The 21,194-nt window shown below is 42.0% G+C and carries 17 protein-coding genes and 2 tRNA genes; 11 read left to right on the forward strand and 8 right to left on the reverse strand.

Annotated features, from left to right (window positions below):
• Both RH40_RS14310 and RH40_RS14315 read left to right on the forward strand, forming a co-directional pair.
• Entirely contained in the window at positions 1-1,521 is a 1,521-nt protein-coding gene (locus tag RH40_RS14310; protein ID WP_009602308.1) for a tripartite tricarboxylate transporter permease, read from the forward strand.
• A 115-nt stretch (positions 1,522-1,636) separates the two neighbouring features.
• Positions 1,637-2,593, forward strand: a complete 957-nt coding sequence (locus tag RH40_RS14315; protein WP_009602309.1) for a tripartite tricarboxylate transporter substrate binding protein — start codon at positions 1,637-1,639, stop codon at positions 2,591-2,593.
• Between the two features lie 96 nt (positions 2,594-2,689).
• Here the strand turns inward: RH40_RS14315 and RH40_RS14320 are convergent, their stop codons facing one another.
• The 6 genes from RH40_RS14320 to RH40_RS14345 all read right to left on the reverse strand — a co-directional run bounded on the left by RH40_RS14320 (position 2,690) and on the right by RH40_RS14345 (position 7,506).
• Positions 2,690-3,457 (reverse strand): MipA/OmpV family protein, encoded by a 768-nt coding sequence (locus tag RH40_RS14320; RefSeq protein WP_009602310.1) that lies wholly within the window; start codon positions 3,455-3,457, stop codon positions 2,690-2,692.
• Positions 3,458-3,697: 240 nt separating this feature from the next.
• The gene (locus RH40_RS14325; protein WP_009602311.1) at positions 3,698-4,210 is read right to left on the reverse strand and encodes a hypothetical protein; all 513 of its coding nucleotides are present in this window, start codon (positions 4,208-4,210) and stop codon (positions 3,698-3,700) included.
• A 153-nt stretch (positions 4,211-4,363) separates the two neighbouring features.
• Positions 4,364-4,816 (reverse strand): GNAT family N-acetyltransferase, encoded by a 453-nt coding sequence (locus RH40_RS14330; protein WP_009602312.1) that lies wholly within the window; start codon positions 4,814-4,816, stop codon positions 4,364-4,366.
• A 313-nt stretch (positions 4,817-5,129) separates the two neighbouring features.
• Positions 5,130-5,204 (reverse strand) — tRNA-Gly (locus tag RH40_RS14335).
• A 29-nt stretch (positions 5,205-5,233) separates the two neighbouring features.
• A tRNA-Gly gene (locus RH40_RS14340) sits at positions 5,234-5,308 on the reverse strand.
• A gap of 197 nt (positions 5,309-5,505) precedes the next feature.
• Positions 5,506-7,506, reverse strand: a complete 2,001-nt coding sequence (locus RH40_RS14345) for a HAMP domain-containing methyl-accepting chemotaxis protein (protein WP_009602314.1) — start codon at positions 7,504-7,506, stop codon at positions 5,506-5,508.
• 448 nt (positions 7,507-7,954) lie between these two features.
• Here RH40_RS14345 and RH40_RS14350 point away from each other — a divergent pair, with 448 nt between their 5' ends.
• The 7 genes from RH40_RS14350 to RH40_RS14385 all read left to right on the forward strand — a co-directional run bounded on the left by RH40_RS14350 (position 7,955) and on the right by RH40_RS14385 (position 15,971).
• Positions 7,955-9,502 carry an alanine/glycine:cation symporter family protein gene (locus RH40_RS14350; protein WP_009602315.1) on the forward strand — a complete coding sequence of 516 codons (1,548 nt, stop codon included), beginning with the start codon at positions 7,955-7,957 and terminating at the stop codon, positions 9,500-9,502.
• A gap of 478 nt (positions 9,503-9,980) precedes the next feature.
• On the forward strand, positions 9,981-11,087 hold the full coding sequence (gene pdhA / locus RH40_RS14355) for a pyruvate dehydrogenase (acetyl-transferring) E1 component subunit alpha (protein WP_009602316.1): 1,107 nt from the start codon (positions 9,981-9,983) through the stop codon (positions 11,085-11,087).
• A complete protein-coding gene (locus RH40_RS14360; protein ID WP_009602317.1) occupies positions 11,080-12,063 on the forward strand; it encodes an alpha-ketoacid dehydrogenase subunit beta in 984 nt (327 codons plus the stop codon). Before pdhA ends, RH40_RS14360 begins: the two co-directional genes overlap by 8 nt.
• Complete coding sequence (locus RH40_RS14365; RefSeq protein WP_009602318.1) at positions 12,063-13,208, forward strand: dihydrolipoamide acetyltransferase family protein; 1,146 nt, start codon at positions 12,063-12,065, stop codon at positions 13,206-13,208. The genes RH40_RS14360 and RH40_RS14365 overlap by 1 nt, the downstream gene beginning before the upstream one ends.
• Before the next feature lie 593 nt (positions 13,209-13,801).
• Positions 13,802-14,293, forward strand: coding sequence for a helix-turn-helix domain-containing protein (locus RH40_RS14370; RefSeq protein ID WP_009602319.1), 492 nt, complete (start codon positions 13,802-13,804; stop codon positions 14,291-14,293).
• Positions 14,294-14,635: 342 nt separating this feature from the next.
• Positions 14,636-15,268, forward strand: coding sequence for a VUT family protein (locus RH40_RS14380; RefSeq protein WP_009602321.1), 633 nt, complete (start codon positions 14,636-14,638; stop codon positions 15,266-15,268).
• Positions 15,246-15,971 carry a metallophosphoesterase family protein gene (locus RH40_RS14385; protein WP_009602322.1) on the forward strand — a complete coding sequence of 242 codons (726 nt, stop codon included), beginning with the start codon at positions 15,246-15,248 and terminating at the stop codon, positions 15,969-15,971. Before RH40_RS14380 ends, RH40_RS14385 begins: the two co-directional genes overlap by 23 nt.
• A gap of 72 nt (positions 15,972-16,043) precedes the next feature.
• Here the strand turns inward: RH40_RS14385 and RH40_RS14390 are convergent, their stop codons facing one another.
• The gene (locus RH40_RS14390; protein WP_009602323.1) at positions 16,044-17,000 is read right to left on the reverse strand and encodes an electron transfer flavoprotein subunit alpha/FixB family protein; all 957 of its coding nucleotides are present in this window, start codon (positions 16,998-17,000) and stop codon (positions 16,044-16,046) included.
• A gap of 11 nt (positions 17,001-17,011) precedes the next feature.
• On the reverse strand, positions 17,012-17,764 hold the full coding sequence (locus RH40_RS14395) for an electron transfer flavoprotein subunit beta/FixA family protein (protein WP_009602324.1): 753 nt from the start codon (positions 17,762-17,764) through the stop codon (positions 17,012-17,014).
• Positions 17,765-17,872: 108 nt separating this feature from the next.
• Between RH40_RS14395 and RH40_RS14400 the strand changes: the two genes are divergently transcribed.
• Both RH40_RS14400 and RH40_RS14405 read left to right on the forward strand, forming a co-directional pair.
• Positions 17,873-19,531: an electron transfer flavoprotein-ubiquinone oxidoreductase gene (locus tag RH40_RS14400; protein ID WP_009602325.1), complete on the forward strand. Its 1,659-nt coding sequence runs from the start codon at positions 17,873-17,875 to the stop codon at positions 19,529-19,531.
• 379 nt (positions 19,532-19,910) lie between these two features.
• Complete coding sequence (locus RH40_RS14405) at positions 19,911-21,143, forward strand: L-lactate MFS transporter (protein WP_009602326.1); 1,233 nt, start codon at positions 19,911-19,913, stop codon at positions 21,141-21,143.
• Positions 21,144-21,194: the final 51 nt, after the last annotated feature.

The following is a 21,194-nucleotide window of genomic DNA, read 5'->3' on the forward strand; positions in this document are numbered from 1 at the left end:
ATGTTAGAGGGAATAATAACTGGCCTTGCAACAGCTGTAATGCCCATAAATCTGATAATGGTTATCGTCGGCTGTTTTGTCGGAACTCTAATTGGAATGCTTCCTGGTTTGGGACCAATTTCGGCTATTGCATTGATGATACCCATCACCTATGGGATAGAACCCTCATCGGGTTTAATATTAATGGCTGGCGTCTATTATGGTGCAGTATTCGGAGGCTCAACTTCCTCTATATTGATTAATGCACCAGGGTGTTCAGCAACCGTTGTGACTGCTTTTGATGGCTACCCAATGGCTCAAAAAGGAAATGCTGGTAAAGCGTTAGCTCTAGCCGCCTATTCTTCTTTTATCGGAGGCACGCTTTCAGCCATAATGTTACTTTTGGCAGCACCGGTACTTGCTAAGGTTTCTTTGAGTTTCCAATCCTCTGATTACTTTGCTCTAATGTTGCTTGGTTTATCTGCTGTCGCTGCTTTTGCCGGAAAAGGCCAGAGAATTAAAGCATGGCTGATGACTATTGTCGGCTTGATGCTTTCTACCGTTGGCATAGACAAAGGGGTTGGTGTCGAAAGGTTCACTTTTGGTATAAACGACTTAATGGATGGATTTAGCTTTTTATTGGTCGCAATGGCAACCTTCGCCCTCGGTGAAACTTTGTTAGGCATTTTGTCGCCTGAGACTCCTGCATCCAATGAGCAAAAGAACGATGAAATCGGTAGTATGAAAGTTACCAAAGAAGAGTTTAAAGAACTCGCCCCCGTCTCGATACGCTCATCAATCATCGGGTTCTTCACAGGCGTCCTGCCCGGTGCAGGTGCTACCATTGCGGCTTTTCTGAGTTATGGCCTAGAAAGAAGTATCGCCCCCAAGGATAAGCAAGCACAGTTCGGTAAAGGAAGCATTAGAGGTCTTGTTGCTCCTGAGTCAGCAAATAACGCCGCTTCCAACGGCTCTTTTGTCCCATTATTAACCTTAGGGATCCCGGGGTCAGGAACAACCGCAATTATGCTGGGTGCGTTAATTGCCTTCGGTGTGCAGCCTGGGCCCAGACTGTTTGCAGATAACCCTGAGGTTTTTTGGTCTGTCATTATTTCAATGTATTTAGGTAATATTGTATTAGTAATACTAAACCTACCGCTAATACCTTATATATCGAAGTTGCTTGCTATACCGAGAACAATCTTATTACCTATGATTTTATTTTTCTCTATTACGGGCGTCTACCTCGTCTCATTTAATACTATCGATATATACATAATGCTAGCCTTTGCGATTAGTGCCATTGCACTTCGCCTTGCTTGCTTTCCGTTGGCTCCATTGTTACTGGGATTTATCCTAGGCGGCCCAATGGAAGAAAACCTTGGTCGAGCCCTCATGATCTCTGATGGCGAACTGAGCTTTCTATGGCAACGTCCACTCACATTCGCATTTTTGTTGGTCGCAGTTGCCGTCGTCTTGGTTCCAATAATAACGACAAGATTCAAAACATCAGGTCAGAAGAACACAATATTAACGGAATAAGCTCAATGTTTGACCTTTAAGTAACAGGCATAAGAGCAACCTTCTACAATCTGTACCCAGAGTATTGTTTTCACTTTGGTATAGGTAAGAAAAATAAAAAATTAGAGGCAAAAAAATGAGAATAAATCGAACAATACTGATTTCGTTATTTTTTACACTTTCTTTTTCAAGCTTAGCGAGCACCGCAGAACTGAAAAATATTCATTTCCTTATTCCCGGGAGCCTGGGTGGAGGCTGGGATATGACAGCTCGAAATACTGGAGAAGTCCTAGTTAAGTCTGGTCTAGTAGATAATGTATCCTATGAAAACGTGCTTGGCGGTGGGGGAGCAAAAGCCATTTCTCACCTGATTGAGACGGCCGAAACTCAGCAAGATACACTAATGGTTAGCTCAACTCCTATCGTGATTCGAGCCCTGACTGGGTTATTCCCTCAATCATTCCATGCACTCACACCAGTAGCCGCAACAATTTCTGATTATGGTGCTGTCGTCACTGCGAACAGCTCAAGGTTTAAAACATGGCAAGACGTCATTGAGGAGTTTAAAGTCAATCCTAAAAACCTCAAGATAGCAGGTGGTTCAGCAAGAGGCAGCATGGATCACCTTGTTGTCGCGGCGGTATTCAAAGGTCATGGCTTTGACCCAATCACTGTTCCCTATGTGGGTGTAGATGATAGTGCCAAAGCCGTCGGCCAACTACTGTCAGGAGAAGCCGATCTACTCTCAACGGGGCTCGGAGAAGTTTTAAGTATGTATCATGCTGGTCAAGTAAGGATCCTGGGAATAACAGCACCAAAAAGGGTACCCGAGGCACCTGATGTCCCCACATTTACAGAACTAGGTAGCCCAACTGTGTTTAATAATTGGCGTGGATTCTTCGCTGCACCGGGAATATCGAAAGAAAAAATTCAGCGATACAACCGGCTTTTCAAAAAAATGTACAACACCGTAGAATGGGCAGAAGTTCGAGAAAGAAATGGCTGGACTAACGATTACAAACCTCACCAAGAGTTTGCCCAATTTTTGGAAGACCAGCGCAGAGGATCACTGATGAAAACGTTACAGCTTTAGTCATGCTCGCCACAGATAGGACTGCACTATAAACGCTCAGCCACCGTTCTCTAACCAACTAGAGCTACCATGGGTAACATTCCTTACCCATGGTTCCTAAAAGACATAGGCAATGCCAATATTTGCCGATGTATAGACGCCACGCCTTATAATAGGGCTTTTAGCAATATCACCATCAAGATTGGTATACCTCACTCCCCCAACTAACCGAATATTAGAAGTGAGGTAAGCATAACCACTCAATCCAGCAAAATACTGACCATTCCAACCCGCATCAAATGACTCAAAACGAGTTCGAGCAGCTTCTTGTTGTGAGACGCCATAAAGATGGTTATTAAGGCGCTTGCTGTTATAGCTGTAACCTATTGAGGGTGTCATCCCCCATGGCCCTTGTCGGATAGGTACACGCCACGCTGCCTCTGCGTACAATCCATCATGAGTAGAACCGATATCAGTACCTGCGGTAACCTCGAACATCCCAACAGAAGAGAGAAATTGATAACTTACCCCACCCAATACGGATGCTTTTCGTTCATCTAGCTTCTGCATATCAACATCTGTTGAATCTTCTGGCTTTAAGGTCCTGGGATCGTAGCGCGCTCTTAATACTAAGTTTTGTGTACTGCCTTTCGGAAAAATACGATACCCGATCCCGAATCCACGTAGAAAAAGATGTTCCCCTTCATAACCAATCACAGGAATCACAGTTCGATTCGAAGGCGTATCATTATATACCGCAGGAGAATATGAGGCTGCTACACCAAGCGACCATTCTGAACCTTTGGCCAAGGTATCACTAGAAACACTCACAAAAGCAATAAGAATAGCGGCATTGATTCGATGACTCGTCATTTTTAATATCATAAATATCAATCCATTGAAGTAAGCAGAATCAAATTAGCATATCGCTTTGAATTTATCCCATAGTATTTATTACTTTGTTAAGGCGGTAGTCAATCAGAAATAAATTAAGTAAGTGAGTAAATTAAGGACATATAGGGTCACCTCGCAGATTGCAAGGTGACCATATGTATCCTGAATGATTTTAAAATGTGAAGCGAAACGGAACCAGCATACTAAAAATTGTCAGCTTGACTTGCTTTGTTATACGTAATTAACGCAATTTTTCCAGTATGTTACATCTTCTAAAATAACTTGATTACCCCAGCCACCATTATCTGAAAATTTAGAAAACTTGAATGGAGTTAAATTCGGTAGATCTTGAACAGAAGATTGTTCTATTACAATGTTTAGGGAATTTAAGGATTGTTCGTTTTCACAACCGCTCCAGAAACTACCCCACAGAATTTCTACAATTCCACCTATAATTTTACGAAACCTAGATTCATTTACACGGGATTCAGACAAAAGCAGATTCAACTCGGAGTTCACATCATCACCAATACCGTAGTGTACTAAAAATGGCTTAGAGGATTCCCACAGAGTAAATTGTTCTGGTCCGTCGATGAGAGGCCACTCCCATAAATAATTTGTAAACTCATTTATTAAAGGGCTACTCAATGAATTTTCTGCACAGAAGCCATCAAATACTTTTAAAGCTATTGCCACTCTCGCCGTTAACGACAATTCACTGCATTTTTCAAGATATGTAACCATAGTTTCCTCTACGTATAACATTTTATTAGTTCGCATGCACGTTTATGTCGTTGGCCTGTAAAAACACGCACCTTAACTATTTGAATTATTTGAAGATATGTGCCCTAAATAATTTTTGCTCCAGCACTTGTTGTCAAAACACTTTACCAAAGACTAGAGAGTCAGCCTCGCCAAAGTTTCACCATCACTGTTTTTACCATACTCTTCGAAACCAAGACTTAAATAAAGCGCCTTTGCAACCGTGTTATCTGGACAATAAACGATGTGGATTGCTTTAGGTCGATTCTTCTCTATTTCATTTAGCAGTGACTCCATTAACTTTCGTCCATAACCATTTCCTTGGTATGATTTGTCTACCATAACTCTGGGAATGTAATATTCACCGGGCTTCTGCTCCTTCATCCACGATGCATTTACCCACTCGGTGTACATTGCAAACCCTACAATCTTGCCATCAACCATTGCTGCTCTTGTTTGATAGTCAGGATTAACTGATGACTCAGCGATTGAAAATGCATTTGAAGAAACAAAACCGATTTGATCATCCTTAAGTTTTAAACGAAGAACATCGTAGATATTGTGCTTTGTAATACTGATTAGTTCCACTATCCGTCCTTTGAAGTCCTTTCTATACGCCAACACTTTTTATGCTGCACATGCCCATCTCTGATGATGAGATAATGCCTTTTATATTTATAAATTTCAATTAATAATCAATATGATAGCATTTCAGCTGGGGAGAGCTCATATCTAGGTTGTGAATGGAATGAATGGTTTAGGAGATATTGGGAAAATAACGGAGTACAATAGAAAAATAAGCAAAAGATTTGAGGGTAAATGCTGTGAAAAATGATGCGATATGGTAATGAATCGAAGTCTTCTAAATTTAGAGTGTATCTAACGGACCAGAAGGAAGAATTGGAGCGTACTGCGGGAATCGAACCCGCATCATCAGCTTGGAAGGCTGAGGTAATAGCCATTATACGAAGTACGCAAATTTTAGTGCGTTGCATATTTAGCAACTGGAGCGTGCAGCGGGAATCGAACCCGCATCATCAGCTTGGAAGGCTGAGGTAATAGCCATTATACGATGCACGCACATCGTGAAGACGCTGTTAATATGCCACACCCAACTGAAAAGAAAAGCCTTTTTTTACTATTTCACGCTCAAGTGGCGAACTTGCAATCAATTTACAGTTTGAACGACGGTTTTACATACAATTTCGCGAATAAAGGTTGAGAAAACCCAACCTTTACCTTTAGTACGAAAAGCCACATCGCCAAAAAAGAGAGTCTTACTGTACTCTAAAACGGTTCATTTCTTCACTGAGCGCGGTGACCTGATGTTGTACCTGCTTAGATACCCCAGCCGATGACTGAGATAAGTTTGATACATCATCCACAGACTCGACCACTTGATTCATTAGTTGTTGGATCTCATTAGTCGCTTGCGACTGAGACTGTGCTGAGGTCAAAAGATCTTGCATCTGCTGATTAAGCATCTCAATCTGCGTCGTGGTCGAGTTTAAAGTACCATAGGCTTGTTCGGTGTGCGCTGCTCCCTCACCCGCCAATGTCTTACTTTTATCGATTTCTTTTACCACCGACCTTGTAGAGGTTTGAATAGCATGAACAATGTTATTGATTTCGGTAGTGGATTCAGTCGTTCTCATTGCAAGCAAACGAACCTCATCAGCAACCACTGCAAATCCACGCCCATAGTCCCCAGCTCGGGCAGCTTCTATCGCGGCATTAAGAGCTAATAGGTTGGTCTGCTCCGCCAGGCCCTCAATCACTTCAGTAACACGACCAATGGACTCACTCTCTTTGCTCAGCTTTGTTACTTCATTACTGGCCTGCTCAATCGTGGCATGGAGCAAATCCACCGTCTTTTTATTACGGTCAAGCGCATCTGAGCCGATTGCGATTTGTTGCTTAGACTCAATTAGATTCGCCACCGACTGCTCTGCTTGTACGGCTGTATCAGTTGCAGAGTAGCTTACATCTGTCACTTGTTGCCCCACTAACGCAATGGCGTCACGCTGGTTTTCAACTTGGTTGACGGTAATCGAGCTTGCATCAATTAATGAGCGCATGCTATCAACAACTGTTGTGGCTTTGGTATTCACACCTTGGACAATATTTGCCAACTCTTCATTCATACGATTAATGGAATGAGTTAAAGTCGCCAACTCATCAGAGCCTTTCACTTCAAGTTTTTCCTGTGAAATATCACCATCTGCAATAGATTCTGCTCTTTGCGACACAATCGCAATACGACGTCCAATATTTCGGCCCATAAAGTGCGCAATAGAGACAGCAACGATAACCACAACGGCGATTGAGACAATAATAACGCCGATCACCTGTTGTACTGCCGAAAATATCCCTTGGCCGCTAGAGTCTGCCAACTTTTGCTGTGTTGCTATCATAGTATCGAGCACACCATCAAGTGCTAACACAGCTGGCACCAGTTTGTTTTCCATTTCTTGATTCGCTAAGTTCCAATCTCTTGCAAGACGCAGTTTTACCACTTGTTCGGCAAGGGGCAAATACAAACTCTGCATTTCTTTAAACAATTCCCATAACCCTTGATTGCTAGACGATAGTAAATTTATTTTTGCATCAATTTCAGCGACGGACTTAGCGTGTGACTTGAGAAAATCTTGATATTTATCAATATGCTCTTGCTTACCATAAATAAGAAAATCTCGCATTGAGGCGAGTGCATTAGCTAAAGAAGTATAACTATCAGCATACAATCTAAATAAGCGCTTACGCTCTCCCCCATCTTTATTACTCGCTTCATCGTCAATAAGACCTTGCAATTGATCGAGCGCAACCTCTGCGATGGGTGCTGCTTCATCGATAAACAGCGCGTGAGCAGGTAAATTCTCATTGGTGTGGCTCAAAGTAACAATTTTTTCTATTGAAGCCATAGCTCTGTCCCACTCTTGAGTGAGATTTTGATGATCTTGCGCTGTGATTAAAGGCTTCATTACCAACATCCTACGCGCCACTTTTTCTAAAGCGGTATCGAGCTCATTTTTTTGTTTAGTCTTAGAGGGCTCACTTGCGGCTAAAATCATATAAGCGCGTAATGATGAAACGGTTTCGTGGATAGATTGTTGAAGAGAACGCCCTGCATCAACGGTAGGTAAATCTCTTGTTAATAATGAGGTTGTCTTGACCTCGACAGTCTCTAAACTCCGATAGATAAAAAGGGCAGAAACGATAAAAAGTACCGCAAGCGACAGAAAACTAAGCTGTAACTTTCCTGATATCGTCAGCTTCATTATTCACCTCCTGTATTAAAACTGCGACTACTATAACCAGACAAATCAATAATGTTAACTACTTGTAATAAATAACAATTCAGATAAGTCACAAAATCGTCATTGAACGACTTTGACACTTTTCGTCATCATATGTGCTCATTCACTTTATTTTTGGGCAAATAATCACCAGAAAAATTAAAATGGATGAAAAGCTCAAACTATTAAATATCAATTAAACATAAACTTAAGAATAAAATTGCTATAAAAGAGCAATATTACAGGTAAAGTCACCACATTCAGGTGACCAATACAGTGCGATTAAGAAGTGTTCACTAGATCATACTTTGGACTAAAGAACTTGCCTGCTTATAGATAAAATGAATAATAAGCCCGTTACATAATTGCAACAAACACAACATTATACGAATAACACTTACATGAACGAATAACTACAGGCAGGAAAAGCATGAAAGAGCGAATTTCGCTTGCTTTATTAGCGAGTCTTTATGCAGGTAATGCTGCAGCGTCCAATCTGGATGATAAGATAAACGAGGTCATAGCCCCTATCGTCAACCCATTTGTAGGAATGATTTTTTCGACCATTCCTTTCCCTTTTACCGACGTACAGGTGCCTTGGATTGTTTTATGGTTGGTCATTGCAGCGTCATTTTTTACTTTTTATCTCGGATTTATTAATGTTCGCGGCTTTAAGCATGCGGTCCAATTAGTCTCTGGCAAATTCTCAGATCCTAAAGCAAAAGAAGATGGTGAAGTTTCTCATTTCCAAGCACTCACCACAGCCCTTTCTGGCACAGTGGGACTCGGAAATATCGCAGGGGTTGCCGTCGCTGTATCCATAGGCGGTGCTGGTGCGACTTTCTGGATGATACTGGCTGGCCTTCTGGGTATGTCGAGTAAGTTCGTCGAGTGTGCGCTCGGGGTAAAATATCGTAATACCAATCCTGACGGCTCAGTCTCAGGTGGTCCAATGTACTACCTAAGCAAAGGATTAGCCAAACGCGGAAACGCGGCTTTTGGGCGTACTCTAGCTGTACTATTTTCGATTTTTGCCATTGGTGGATCTCTTGGCGGCGGTAATATGTTCCAAGCTAACCAAGCTTTTAAGCAAGTTGTAAGTGTCACAGGCGGTGACGCATCATTCTTTGCTGATAAAGGATGGTTGTTCGGTCTTATCCTTGCTGTCATCGTTGGCATTGTGATAATCGGTGGTATTAAATCTATCGCAAAAGTTACCGAAAAAGTGGTTCCATTTATGGCCACCATTTATGTAGGTGCCGCCTTAATCATTATTTTAATGAACTTTGATCGTATTGATGACGCATTCAGCGCAATCTTTAACGGAGCGTTCACAGGTGAAGGTATCGCGGGTGGTGTCATTGGTGTTCTAATCCAAGGCTTCAAACGTGCAGCTTTCTCAAACGAAGCGGGTGTGGGTTCTGCAGCTATTGCTCACGCAGCAGTAAAAACCAAAGAGCCAATGTCGGAAGGCTTCGTATCTTTACTTGAACCTTTTATTGATACGGTCGTAATTTGTACCATGACAGCCCTTGTTATCATCATTACAGGCTATTTAGATACAGATACTGGTCTTGCAGGTGTTGAGCTCACATCAGCAGCCTTTGGTAGTGCCATCAACTGGTTCCCATACATCTTAGCAATTGCGGTTGTACTATTCGCTTTTTCAACGATGATCTCATGGTCTTACTACGGTCTAAAAGCTTGGACTTATCTATTCGGTGAGGGGAAAACAGCAGAGCTGGTTTTCAAAGTTATGTTCTGTATCTTCGTCATCATAGGCGCAGCAATGAACCTTGGCCCTGTTATTGATTTCTCAGACGCGATGATCTTCGCTATGGCCTTGGTTAACATTGTTGGTCTTTACATTCTGGTTCCTGAAGTTAAACGTGACCTAGCTGATTACCTAGAGCGATTCAATGCTGGCAAAGTTTATAAAGTACAGCAAAAAGAATCACTAAAAGAGCAAACAGAATAATCGTCTACGGGTTGTTTTAAACAAAAGAGCAGTGCTACGCCTGCTCTTTTGTGTTTCACAGCACATTTTCACAAATTCATTAAACAAATTAATATTCCAAGTTAAATCCGACACTTAGCACATTTCACCAAAAATCACGTCCCTTGCGCAGAAATTATAAAATCATTATCCATATTTCATAAAACTGTAAGCTTTATTTTACTGTATAAGAAATGTACATAACGAGCTAATTTTAACAATTTGGTTACACTTAGTATTGAGCGTGAAATATGAAATTGATCGCTGACATATGAGAAAATTGTAGTTAAAAAGCACGGAGAATCATTGAAATAGCAGCATGTTATTTTATTTCGAGCTTTTTAGTGTTTATGGAAATATAGGTATCTACCTTGGCTCTGCAGTACCGAAACATGGTCCTGAGTCAAATAGCGTTTCTCTCTGGTGTGATCCACCTTTGCGAAACAACAAGGAGATAGTAATGAATGTTCAAACGCTACCCATGCTGCGTTTTATCGATCACTCTGGTGCGTCGATAGAGAAGCTTCCTGCATGGGCAGACTTACAAACGTTGATCACCTTCTACAAGGATATGGTTCTCACACGAACTTATGACAACAAAGCGGTTGCTCTACAACGTACTGGTAAACTGGGCACCTACCCTTCTCACCTTGGCGCAGAAGCTTTCGGAATTGGCATAGGTCACGCCCTACATCCCCGTGATGTGTTCGTACCATACTATCGAGATATGCCAGCGATGTGGGTTCGCGGTATCCCGATGGAAAAGAACCTCCAGTACTGGGGTGGAGACGAGCGCGGTAGTGATTTTAATGTCATGCCAACAGATGGCGGTCAACCAGAACATTGTAACGACTTACCATTTTGTGTTCCGATCGCAACTCAATGTACCCACGCTGTTGGCGTTGCTTCAGCATTGAAAATCGACAACCATCACCACGCAGCACTAGTAACTTGTGGGGATGGCGCAACATCAAAAGCCGACTTTTTAGAAAGTATCAACTGTGCTGGTGCATGGAACCTGCCTTTGGTGTTTGTCATCAATAACAACCAATGGGCGATTTCTGTTCCGCGCGCCCTTCAATCCTCGGCTGAATTCTTATCAGACAAAGCCAAAGGTGCAGGAATACGTGGCATCACGGTTGATGGCAATGATGTTGTCGCTGTTCATGATTCTGTGCGTATTGCACTGGATCGAGCTCGTAAAGGCAAAGGCCCTACGCTCATCGAAGCTGTCAGTTACCGACTTAGTGATCACACAACTGCAGATGATGCCACCCGGTATCGTAGTAAAGCCGAACTTCAAGAGGCCTGGGACTTTGAGCCTGTTAAACGCTTAAAAGCATTTTTGGTTGCTCAGGGAGTCTGGAGCGACTTCCATGAGGAACAATGGCTGAAAGAATGCAAGCATATGGTTGAAAAAGCGGTCGATAATTACATTAATCTTCCCCCTCAAGCACCTGAGACCGCATTTGACTACCTATACGAGCAAGCGCCTGTAGAACTAAATAGCCAACGCGATGAGTTGATCAATAAAGCAATGCGTATGCAAGGAGGCAAGCATGGCTGAAATAACATTAGTTGAGGCAGTGAATCTTGCTTTACACCACGAAATGACCAAAGACTCAAATGTGGTTGTTCTTGGTGAAGACGTAGGTGACAATGGCGGTGTCTTCCGTGCAACCATAGGTCTAAAACAGAAATTCGGCCTACGTCGTGTGATTGATACACCACTGGCAGAAGCACTTATCGGTGGCGTAGCTGTGGGTATGGCTTCTCAAGGCTTACGTCCCGTTGCAGAGTTTCAATTCCAAGGCTTTGTTTTTCCAGCACTTGAACACTTAATGTGTCACGCTGCTCGTATGCGCAACCGCACTCGTGGAAGACTAACTTGCCCCGCTGTTTTCAGAGCACCTTTTGGCGGAGGCATACATGCTCCAGAGCATCACTCAGAAAGTGTCGAAGCGCTGTTTGCACACACGCCCGGCTTTAAAGTGGTGATCCCTTCATCACCACAGCGTGCTTACGGTTTACTGCTTGCTGCGATCCGCAGTAATGACCCTGTGATGTTTTTTGAACCCAAGCGGATATACAGGACCGTAAAATCGGAAGTAATAGATAGTGGGGAAGCGTTACCTCTTGATACATGCTTCACACTGCGCAAAGGTCGCGACCTAACTCTCGTCACTTGGGGAGCGTGTGTTGTTGAGTCATTGCAAGCAGCACAAACTCTATCAAGTCAAGGCATCGAAGCCGAAGTCATTGATCTAGCCTCAATCAAGCCTATCGACATGGAAACCATACTTCGCTCGGTTGAAAAAACACGCCGTCTGTTAGTAGTGCATGAAGCAAGCCGCACTTGTGGTGTCGGTGCTGAAATTGTTGCTAGAACTGCGGAAAGCGCTATGTGCTTGCTTAAAGCACCACCACGCCGAGTTACGGGAATGGACACTGTAATGCCTTACTACCGAAATGAAGATTACTTCATGATCCAAGAACAAGATATCGTACTTGCAGCCCGAGAATTAGTGGAGGGGTGGAAATAATGAAAACTTTTTTACTACCAGACCTAGGTGAAGGTCTCGCTGAATCAGAGATCGTTGAGTGGCATATTAATGTCGGAGATACAGTAGAGTTAGATCAAATCGTCTTGACTGTTGAAACAGCTAAAGCCGTTGTTGACGTTCCTGCTCCCTATTCTGGTGTTGTGGTGAGCCGTTATGGTGAAGCAGGCGATGTAGTTGATATTGGCGCACCACTAATGGAGATAGAAGAGCAAGCAGAGCTTGTCGGATCTGAGCCACAAAAGTCTGAACAGAAAGATGCTGCAACTGTTGTCGGTAATGTCTCTAACACCGCACACAAAGTCGATGTAGACGACTTCTGGATCGGTAGCACGCATAACCCTTCAGCTGAAGACCTTATTACAGCCCTACCCTCAGCACGTATATTGGCAAATAAACTCGGTGTGGAACTCAAGTCCGTCAAAGGAACAGGCCACAACGGAATGATAACAGACAATGATGTCTATGCTGAAGCAGGAAAACAGAGTCCAGGTACGGAGGTCCTCAAAGGAGCGAGAAGAACCATGGTCTCGACCATGGCTGAATCTCATCATCATGTTGCTGCCGTGACGATCACGGAAGAAGCCAACTTAGGGGATTGGTTGCCTAAAGAAGACATCTCCGGTCGTCTGGTAAAAGCAGTTGTTCATGCTTGTAAAGAGGAACCAGCATTAAATGCTTGGTTCGATGCAGAGACAATGACGCGTTGTGTTCACGATAGCGTTAATATAGGAATGGCCGTTGATAGTAGCCACGGGCTCTATGTACCTGTCTTGAAAAATGCTGATCAATTTGATGACAATGGCATCCGCAACTGGCTCAACGAAACAGTAAATGGAATTAGAGAACGTAAAATTGGCAGGGAAAGCTTACAAAATGCCACTATTACTCTGTCTAACTTTGGCTCTATCTCAGGGTTGTTTGCAACACCTGTTGTTTCTCCACCGCAAGTCGCTATCGTTGGCGCGGGTCGCATTATCGAACGAGTAGTGATGAAAGACGACAAGCCTGTCGCCGTTAAAGTGATGCCACTTTCTATCACTTTTGACCACCGAGCATGCACAGGTGGTGAAGCAGCGAGGTTCATCAAGGTTCTAGTACAACATCTACAGCAACCTAGCCAATAATAAAAAAGGGAGCATTCGCTCCCTTTTCTTTATCTAATGAAATACTTTAACCACCGACAACATGGATTTCATTCGATCTACAACATCAACAGGCACGTCTTTCACTAAAACAAAGTTAATCGTCGAATAACTTAGACATAGATTTCTGTCTCACTTAACTACTTTGCCTGAACCAGCCTCTTTTATAGAACCAAGTAACTTCAACATGCAGGATTCAGAGCGATACCACAATGTTGAGTTCAAGGAAAATAACACAGCTTGAAACCCACCAGTCAGAACTAGATCAATCAATTTATAATAAAAGTGATTCTTTTGTTGAAGTAAGACGATGTCCAACGAGAGTGTTTGCTATAAAATAAGCCCATGGAGAATACCATGGGCACAAAAACAAAATTGTTGATGATTTTAAAAATAAATAGACTCTATTTTATAAATTAAGTCAAATGTTCAGATCTAGGCAGAAATAAACCTAGAACATTGAGCTAAAAAAGAATAAAGTCTGAGTCAGCAAAAAGATATTACCCAATTTATTATAATAAATCAAAAAATTATTAAAATTAATATTGATTTATCGATCTTCTAGGTCTCAGTACGTGATAAAAAAAATTATAGACTTGATAGCAGAGAAAAAAGACGACGTTGGCGGTGTAAAGTGGCTGGCACAAGATATGAATATAAAGTATAGCACTTTATATAGTTTATATTCTGGAAGAAACGATAATCCCACCATAGATACTATTCGTAAGATCTGTGACTACTTTGACGTTTCAATTTCTGATTTATCAGAGGATAGTCAGATACTTTGTATCTTCAAGTCACTTGATCCTCAAATAGCAAAACTTGCAAAGTGTCACATACACAAAATAACCGTGATAAACAACGATCTGATAAGCGAACTACCGAAAAATAGTAAACTCATTTTTGAAAAATACACACCACCTTTAAAGAATAAATTTCACTATCTCTGTGAAACGGAATCTGGCTCTGTGACACACAAAAAAGCCATAATACTTGACGGTACCATTTCTCTAAATGGAGAAAAAAACGAATTACCAATAATGCAGTTAAAAAATGTTGAAATTTAGATTTATAATAATGAACACAATAAATAGGTACTTTGGTACGGATTGCAAGCTATCGATTTATATTAATCAAATAAAAACTCATTTTCACTCAATAGCTACCAAAAGACTAAGCTATTTCTTTTGTTATAAAATACAGTTAAAAGACTCAGATAAGTTCAAGCTATCTGATAAGAGAATTCACAAAATTAATATACAAAATCAAACCATCGACATTGCAATTTCTGGCATACCTGTACCAGTCACTGTTTCAAAAACTAGCTTATTAAATCCATCTGTTCGAAGAAAACTAAAAATAAATCGAAACAACTTTTTAGCAATCTGCCATAAAATGGAGCTAAAAGAATGAATTCAATCGAAAAATCAACCCTAATAGCAACTATGGGGCTAATGTGTTTCCTGACTGCATCGAACCTCTCTGCTGCTAAAGCTATACAGCTCTATGACATTCGATTAACTGCTGGCTTTTTTACTTATCCTTTTGTTTATCTTTGCTCAGCCGTAATTGCTGGCACAAGGACACCCGCTATTTACAATCAATCAATTAGCTTTGCCTATGCTGGATACCTTTGTTTTATAACCTTAATGTATCTTTCATCCCTACTACCAAGTATCGATCCGTCTTCTTCTTATAATCAGAGTTTTAATACTATTTATAATCTGTCTAATTACCGTATTTTCCTATCTTCATTATGCGCCTACTTCGTGTCGATGTACTTATTTGGTGTATTGTTTCACACCTTAGCAATACAAAACATGACTTTAAAAATCGGCTTCGCAACATTTATCGTCGCTCTTATTGATGTTAATTTATTCTTAATTTTGGCTTTTTGGGGTGTTAAAAGCTTTGACGTACTATTTGACATCATGTTCTGGGCAAGCATTAAAAAGTTATTAGCTCAAGCCCTGCTCATTGCACCTTCTGTCTGGATCATCAATTATATTAGGAACCAAAATGAGTATTGTTTTTCAAATTAGCGACTGTCATTTAAGTGACGAAACAAGCTACTACAACTTCGAGAGGGCGTTGGGTGAAGTGAGTAAAGATACTGCTCATGCTGCCGTGCTCCTCACAGGTGATCTCGTGTGTGGCCCAAAGCCCGGAGATTATACAAAGCTCAGTCGCATTATTGATAAGTACATTAAAGACAAACCCATTTATGCGATTGCGGGTAATCATGATGACCTTGTTCTGATGAAGAAGGAGCTCAGAAACAGCCGCATTAAAGTGGTGAAATATTGTCGAATTGCTGGCCGAGAAATCGTATTTTTGGACTCCAGTCAAAAACCCATGAATTCAGTGCACCCGCTAGGCTCTGGTCGTCTTGATAGGCTGGAGCTCTCTTTATTAAAAAAAGTGGCACGTAAACGCAAAAAACCAATTGTTGTCATTCATCATCCTGTTATACGGGTGGGCTCTGATTGGATGAAAGCGATCTGCTTAGAGAATGATGACTACACGTTTTCTATCTTAAAAAGATTCGGGGTTAAAGACGTCATTTGTGGGCACGGTCACGACCACATTGTTACAACCAAAGAAGAAGTTACTCAACATATGGCTCCTTCGACAGCCTACGGTTTCGACCACAAGATCTCAGAATATAACCGAAGTGCTTTAATAGGTATTAACAAATTAACGCTCTTTAACGGCCAAGTAACCAGCGAAATAATCCGACTCTAGGTCAAGTCGACTCAAAATAAAAATGGTGTTGTGAGCCATCGCGCAATAACACCACTTTCAAAAACCGATAAGTTAAAAACTATTTGTTAACTCTGGCAAAATTTCAAATAGATCTCCGACCAAGCCGTAATCAGCGACCTCAAATATTGCTGCATCAGGATCGCTGTTTATCGCCACAATCACTTTTGAATCTTTCATACCAGCCAGATGCTGAATTGCACCGGAGATTCCTACCGCAATATAAAGCTTAGGAGCCACTATTTTACCCGTCTGTCCAACTTGAAGATCGTTAGTCACAAAACCAGCATCAACCGCGGCCCTTGATGCCCCTATAGCCGCACCAAGTTTATCAGCAAGCTGTTCAATCAATGCGAAATTTTCTTTACTTCCAAGACCTCGGCCACCAGATACAACAACTTCTGCACCATTTAAATCCGGACGCTCTCGTTCAACGCATTCACGGGAAACCAGCTGCGTCTTTGATGCTGAAGTAAAGGGCTCGACCGCCACTATTTTTGCTGACTCTGAACTCGATAGAGTAATTTTGTCAAAAGCAGTTGACCTTACCGTTACCAACTTAATCGAATCATTAGAACGGACTCGTGCCAACGCATTTCCTGCATAAATCGGTCTTACAACGGTGTCGATTGCCTCGACAGCCATAATGTCTGATAGCATTTCGACATTCAACATCGCAGCGACGCGAGGTAAGATGTCTTTTCCAAAGGTATTTGCAGGCATTAAAACGTGCGTATAGCCCTCAGCAACTTGCTGAATGGTAGGAGCAACATTTGCCGCTATACAATCAACGAAGTCTTCGTGTTCTGCACAAAGTACGCTATCCAAAATCTCGCAACTGGCGAGCTGCTTATTCACGCTTTGACACCCTGACCCCACGACCAGCGCATCGATCGAGCCACTGTCTGCAACTTCTAAAAATGATTGAGCTGCTTTTAATGTTGACAAAGTATCAGCAGAAATTTTCTGGTTGTCATGTTGAGCAACAACCAATACTTTTATTTCACGCATTGTAATTCCCTTTAATCTACGACTTTAGCTTCATTTTTTAGTTTGTCTACCAGCTCAGACACACTGGATACCATTACGCCTGCTTCTCGCTTCGATGGTTCAAATACCTCTAGGATCTCTTGTGAGTCTGAAGGTTCAATATCCAAAGAAGAAAGCTCGATAACATCTAGGGGTTTGCGCTTTGCTTTCATAATATTAGGTAGAGAAGCGTAACGTGGTTCGTTTAACCTAAGATCGGTACTGACCACAGCAGGCAAAGAAAGCTTTAGAGTCTCTAAGCCACCATCAATTTCTCGAGTTATTGTCGCGGTCTCATCCTCGATTTTGACTTCTGACGCAAACGTTGCTTGAGGCCAACCACAAAGCCCGGCCAGCATCTGGGGCACCTGATTATTATCATTATCGATCGATTGTTTCCCCAGTAATACCAAACCAACCTGCTCTTGTTTAGCGATCTCTTTAAGTATCTTCGCAACACTAAGTGGATGACATGTTTTTGCAGTATCAACCTGAATCGCTCTATCAGCACCCAGAGCAAGCGCACCACGCAACTGCTCTTGACAACTTTTATCACCTATTGAGACGACAACAACTTCCGATGCAACACCTAATTCTTTAAGACGAATGGCCTCTTCAACCGCTATTTCACAAAACGGGTTAATCGTCATTTTGACGTTATTGGTTTCAACTCCAGAGCCATCAGACTGAACCCGAATTTTCGCATAGGGATCAATGACGCGTTTAATCGCTACCAAAATTTTCATTGTTTTCTCCGTGAACTGTGTAGGTATTTTTAGCATAGTAAAGTTTACGTTTACGTCAACTGAAACTATAGTATTTAGAGATATTGGTTTGGTTGTTTAGGTTAAAACATGGAAAGAGAAAGCTTAGATTTTGATGTTGTTATCGTTGGAGCAGGCCCTGCTGGACTTTCAGCTGCCTGCAAACTCGCACAATTATCACAGCAAGAACAAACTAATTTAACGATTTGCGTGGTAGAAAAAGCGCCTGATATCGGCGCACATATCCTTTCGGGGGCGGTTTTTGAGACCACTGCACTGGACGAGCTCTTCCCTGAATGGCAAAAAATGGAAGCGCCTTTAACTAACCCTGTCACCAAAGATAGTGTTGTTTACCTAACTAGTGAATCAAAATCAGTAAGTATGCCTGAAATCCTGATTCCAGAAGCAATGAGAAACCACTCTGGTCATCATGTCATCAGCCTAGGTAAGCTCTGTCGCTGGCTAGCGGAGCAAGCAGAAAAGTTAGGTGTTGAAGTTTTTCCAGGGTTTCCCGCAAAACAAATTTGCTACGATGACGAAGGCCAAGTAACAGGCATCATCACCGCCGATATGGGTTTAGATAAAGGTGGGAACCAGAAAGATACATTTCAAGCAGGGATCCAATTAAACGCAAGACAGACGATCTTCGCAGAAGGCGCAAGAGGAAGTTTAGGTAAGGAGCTCATCGAACGCTTCGAACTAAATCAAGGAAAACAGCCCCAACACTATGCATTGGGAATTAAAGAAGTCTGGAAGTTTAAAAAAGACGACAATAGATATCAGCCTGGTCTGGTGATTCACTCTACTGGCTGGCCTCTGAGTAGTTCTGATACAACAGGAGGTGGGTTTCTATACCATCTTGAAGACAATATGATTGCTGTAGGTTTGATAACCGATTTAAATTATACCAATCCCTATCTCAGCCCTTTCGATGAATTTCAGCGGCTGAAGCATCACCCCGCATTTACTCATTACCTAGAGGGAGCGGAACGTATTGCTTATGGTGCAAGAGCCATTGCAAAAGGTGGGCTACTGTCGCTACCAAAACAACAGTTTCCTGGTGGGCTGCTTATCGGTTGCGATGCAGGAACCCTAAACGCCGCAAAAATCAAAGGAAGCCACACAGCAATGAAGTCGGGACTTCTAGCTGCAGAGGCGATACACATGGCGCTCGTGAATTCCTCTTCTGTAGCGGATTATACAGAGCTATTTGAAACTTCTTGGCTGTATAAAGAATTGGAACAACACAAGAATTTTCCTGGCGCAATTCATAGATTTGGCCCGATTATGGGCGGCGCTTTAACGGTTTTCGAACAAAATATCTGGCAAAAGTTTTCATCAGGTTCCTGCCCATGGATCATACATGACAAGCAAGAAGATCATAGTTCGATGCGCCAACTAACTGAATCTAAACCCATTCAGTATCAGAAACCGGATGGTAAGATCAGCTTTGATAAAACATCTTCGGTGTATCTATCCTCGACCTTCCACGAAGAAAACCAACCCTGTCATTTACTTCTTAGTGATAGCAATATTCCTATAACCAAACATTTAGACTTTTACGATGAACCCAGTCAAAGGTACTGTCCAGCTGGTGTCTATGAACTTATCAATGTTGATGGCACCAAAAAGCTTCAAATTAATGCAGCTAACTGCCTACATTGTAAAACCTGTGATATTAAAGATCCTTCTCAAAATATCACATGGACCCCACCCGAGGGAGGAGGCCCGAATTACACCGTGATGTAGTTATATACCCAACATAAACTATGCCTTGTACATTGTATTATCGATATAATGTATGGGGCGGTTATACAGTTAGGATGTCGTCGATTATTTTATTTCCTGTCCATTGTTGGGCCAGAATCTTAATATCCCACTTTTATCTGGTCGCTTTTTGCTCACCCGGATAACTATTAAATAGTATCTTCGCAACTCTTTATTAACACTACAAAGCTCGCTTATATGCCCCTTCAATAAAATATCGGCTTTCGCTTAAAAAGAGATTCCAATCACACTTTATTTGGTTATAATTCGCGCCCACTGCGGATTATGTTGATAAACGCAAACTTAAGTTGAATAAATATTTTTAAAATAAGGCCTCTCTGTAGAGGAAACGAGTAATTCTATGAGTAAAATTGATAAAGCGATGCGAATTCTGCTTGCTGGCTTCTGTATCAACCTTTGTTTGGGTATTCTGTATGCTTGGAGTGTTTTTAATAAAGCGTTGGTCACCGAGTCTGGTTGGAGCGCAGCTGAAGCTTCAGCGCCTTATGCTACCGCGACTATCACTTTCTCTATCTGTTTGCTTATCGCCGGGATCCTTCAAGACCGAATGGGTCCAAGACTGATTTTGCTACTAGGTACAACCCTTACTGGTGTTGGCATGATCGCTTCAAGCTTTATCGACTCTCCTATGATGCTTAATATTACCTTTGGTATTGTCACTGGTGCCGGTATTGGCTTTGGTTATGCGTGTTTATCGCCATCGGCGATGAAATGGTTCCATCCATCCAAAAAAGGAATGGTTTGCGGTATTATCGCTGCGGGTTTTGGTTTAGCTGCAATTTACCTCGCACCGTTAACGTCGATGCTCATTGGTCAAATGGGAATTCAGAGTAGTTTCCTGATCCTCGGAATCGGAATTTTGGTTATTGCCGTACCTTTAGCTGCAACGATCAATAACCCACCTCAAGGATACCAACCCAAGCAACCACATGGCACAGAAACAAAAGCGCAGTCATCAAATCAACAAAATAGCGATCTTGACTGGAAAGCAATGTTGAAAACACCTCAGTTTTACTCTCTTTGGGTAATGTACGCGTTCGCCGCATCCGTAGGTTTGATGGTCATTGGCAACATCACTAATATCGCCAGTGTGCAAGCTAACTTACCAAACGCGGTTTATCTTGCGTCTGTATTAGCCATCTTTAACTCTGGTGGGCGAATTGCAGCAGGTATGCTTGCGGATAAGATAGGTGGTATCCGTACTTTACTACTCGCATTTATCATTCAGGGTATTAATATGGTTTTATTTGCGGCTTTCGATTCAGAGCTAACCCTTGTTATTGGCACTGCAGTAACGGCCCTTGGTTATGGTACCTTACTGGCTGTCTTCCCAACCATTACAGCAGAATTCTATGGTCTTAAAAATTACGGTACCAATTACGGAGTGCTATATACATCTTGGGGTATTGGCGGAGCGATTGGAGCAGCAATTGTAGGATTCTCGATGACATCAGGTGAAGGCTACACACTAGCTTACTCTATTTCTGCAGCACTGATGGGGGTATGTGTACTATTAGGTCTCATCACTCGCCCAATCTCCTCAGCAAAGATAAGTCAGCTAAAACAAGCTTAATAGATTGATTTAGTGAAAAAAAAGCTTAACCTTATGGTTAGGCTTTTTTTA

It is taken from the genome of Vibrio caribbeanicus ATCC BAA-2122 (assembly GCF_000165125.1).
Lineage (GTDB): Bacteria > Pseudomonadota > Gammaproteobacteria > Enterobacterales > Vibrionaceae > Vibrio > Vibrio caribbeanicus.

Bases quoted from the DNA above. Each gene is read 5' to 3' on its own strand.
- RH40_RS14310 (WP_009602308.1), top strand. From the start codon at position 1: ATGTTAGAGGGAATAATAACTGGCCTTGCAACAGCTGTAATGCCCATA.
- RH40_RS14315 (WP_009602309.1), top strand. From the start codon at position 1,637: ATGAGAATAAATCGAACAATACTGATTTCGTTATTTTTTACACTTTCT.
- RH40_RS14320 (WP_009602310.1), bottom strand. From the start codon at position 3,457: ATGATATTAAAAATGACGAGTCATCGAATCAATGCCGCTATTCTTATT.
- RH40_RS14325 (WP_009602311.1), bottom strand. From the start codon at position 4,210: ATGGTTACATATCTTGAAAAATGCAGTGAATTGTCGTTAACGGCGAGA.
- RH40_RS14345 (WP_009602314.1), bottom strand. From the start codon at position 7,506: ATGAAGCTGACGATATCAGGAAAGTTACAGCTTAGTTTTCTGTCGCTT.
- RH40_RS14350 (WP_009602315.1), top strand. From the start codon at position 7,955: ATGAAAGAGCGAATTTCGCTTGCTTTATTAGCGAGTCTTTATGCAGGT.
- pdhA (WP_009602316.1), top strand. From the start codon at position 9,981: ATGAATGTTCAAACGCTACCCATGCTGCGTTTTATCGATCACTCTGGT.
- RH40_RS14360 (WP_009602317.1), top strand. From the start codon at position 11,080: ATGGCTGAAATAACATTAGTTGAGGCAGTGAATCTTGCTTTACACCAC.
- RH40_RS14365 (WP_009602318.1), top strand. From the start codon at position 12,063: ATGAAAACTTTTTTACTACCAGACCTAGGTGAAGGTCTCGCTGAATCA.
- RH40_RS14380 (WP_009602321.1), top strand. From the start codon at position 14,636: ATGAATTCAATCGAAAAATCAACCCTAATAGCAACTATGGGGCTAATG.
- RH40_RS14385 (WP_009602322.1), top strand. From the start codon at position 15,246: ATGAGTATTGTTTTTCAAATTAGCGACTGTCATTTAAGTGACGAAACA.
- RH40_RS14390 (WP_009602323.1), bottom strand. From the start codon at position 17,000: ATGCGTGAAATAAAAGTATTGGTTGTTGCTCAACATGACAACCAGAAA.
- RH40_RS14395 (WP_009602324.1), bottom strand. From the start codon at position 17,764: ATGAAAATTTTGGTAGCGATTAAACGCGTCATTGATCCCTATGCGAAA.
- RH40_RS14400 (WP_009602325.1), top strand. From the start codon at position 17,873: ATGGAAAGAGAAAGCTTAGATTTTGATGTTGTTATCGTTGGAGCAGGC.
- RH40_RS14405 (WP_009602326.1), top strand. From the start codon at position 19,911: ATGAGTAAAATTGATAAAGCGATGCGAATTCTGCTTGCTGGCTTCTGT.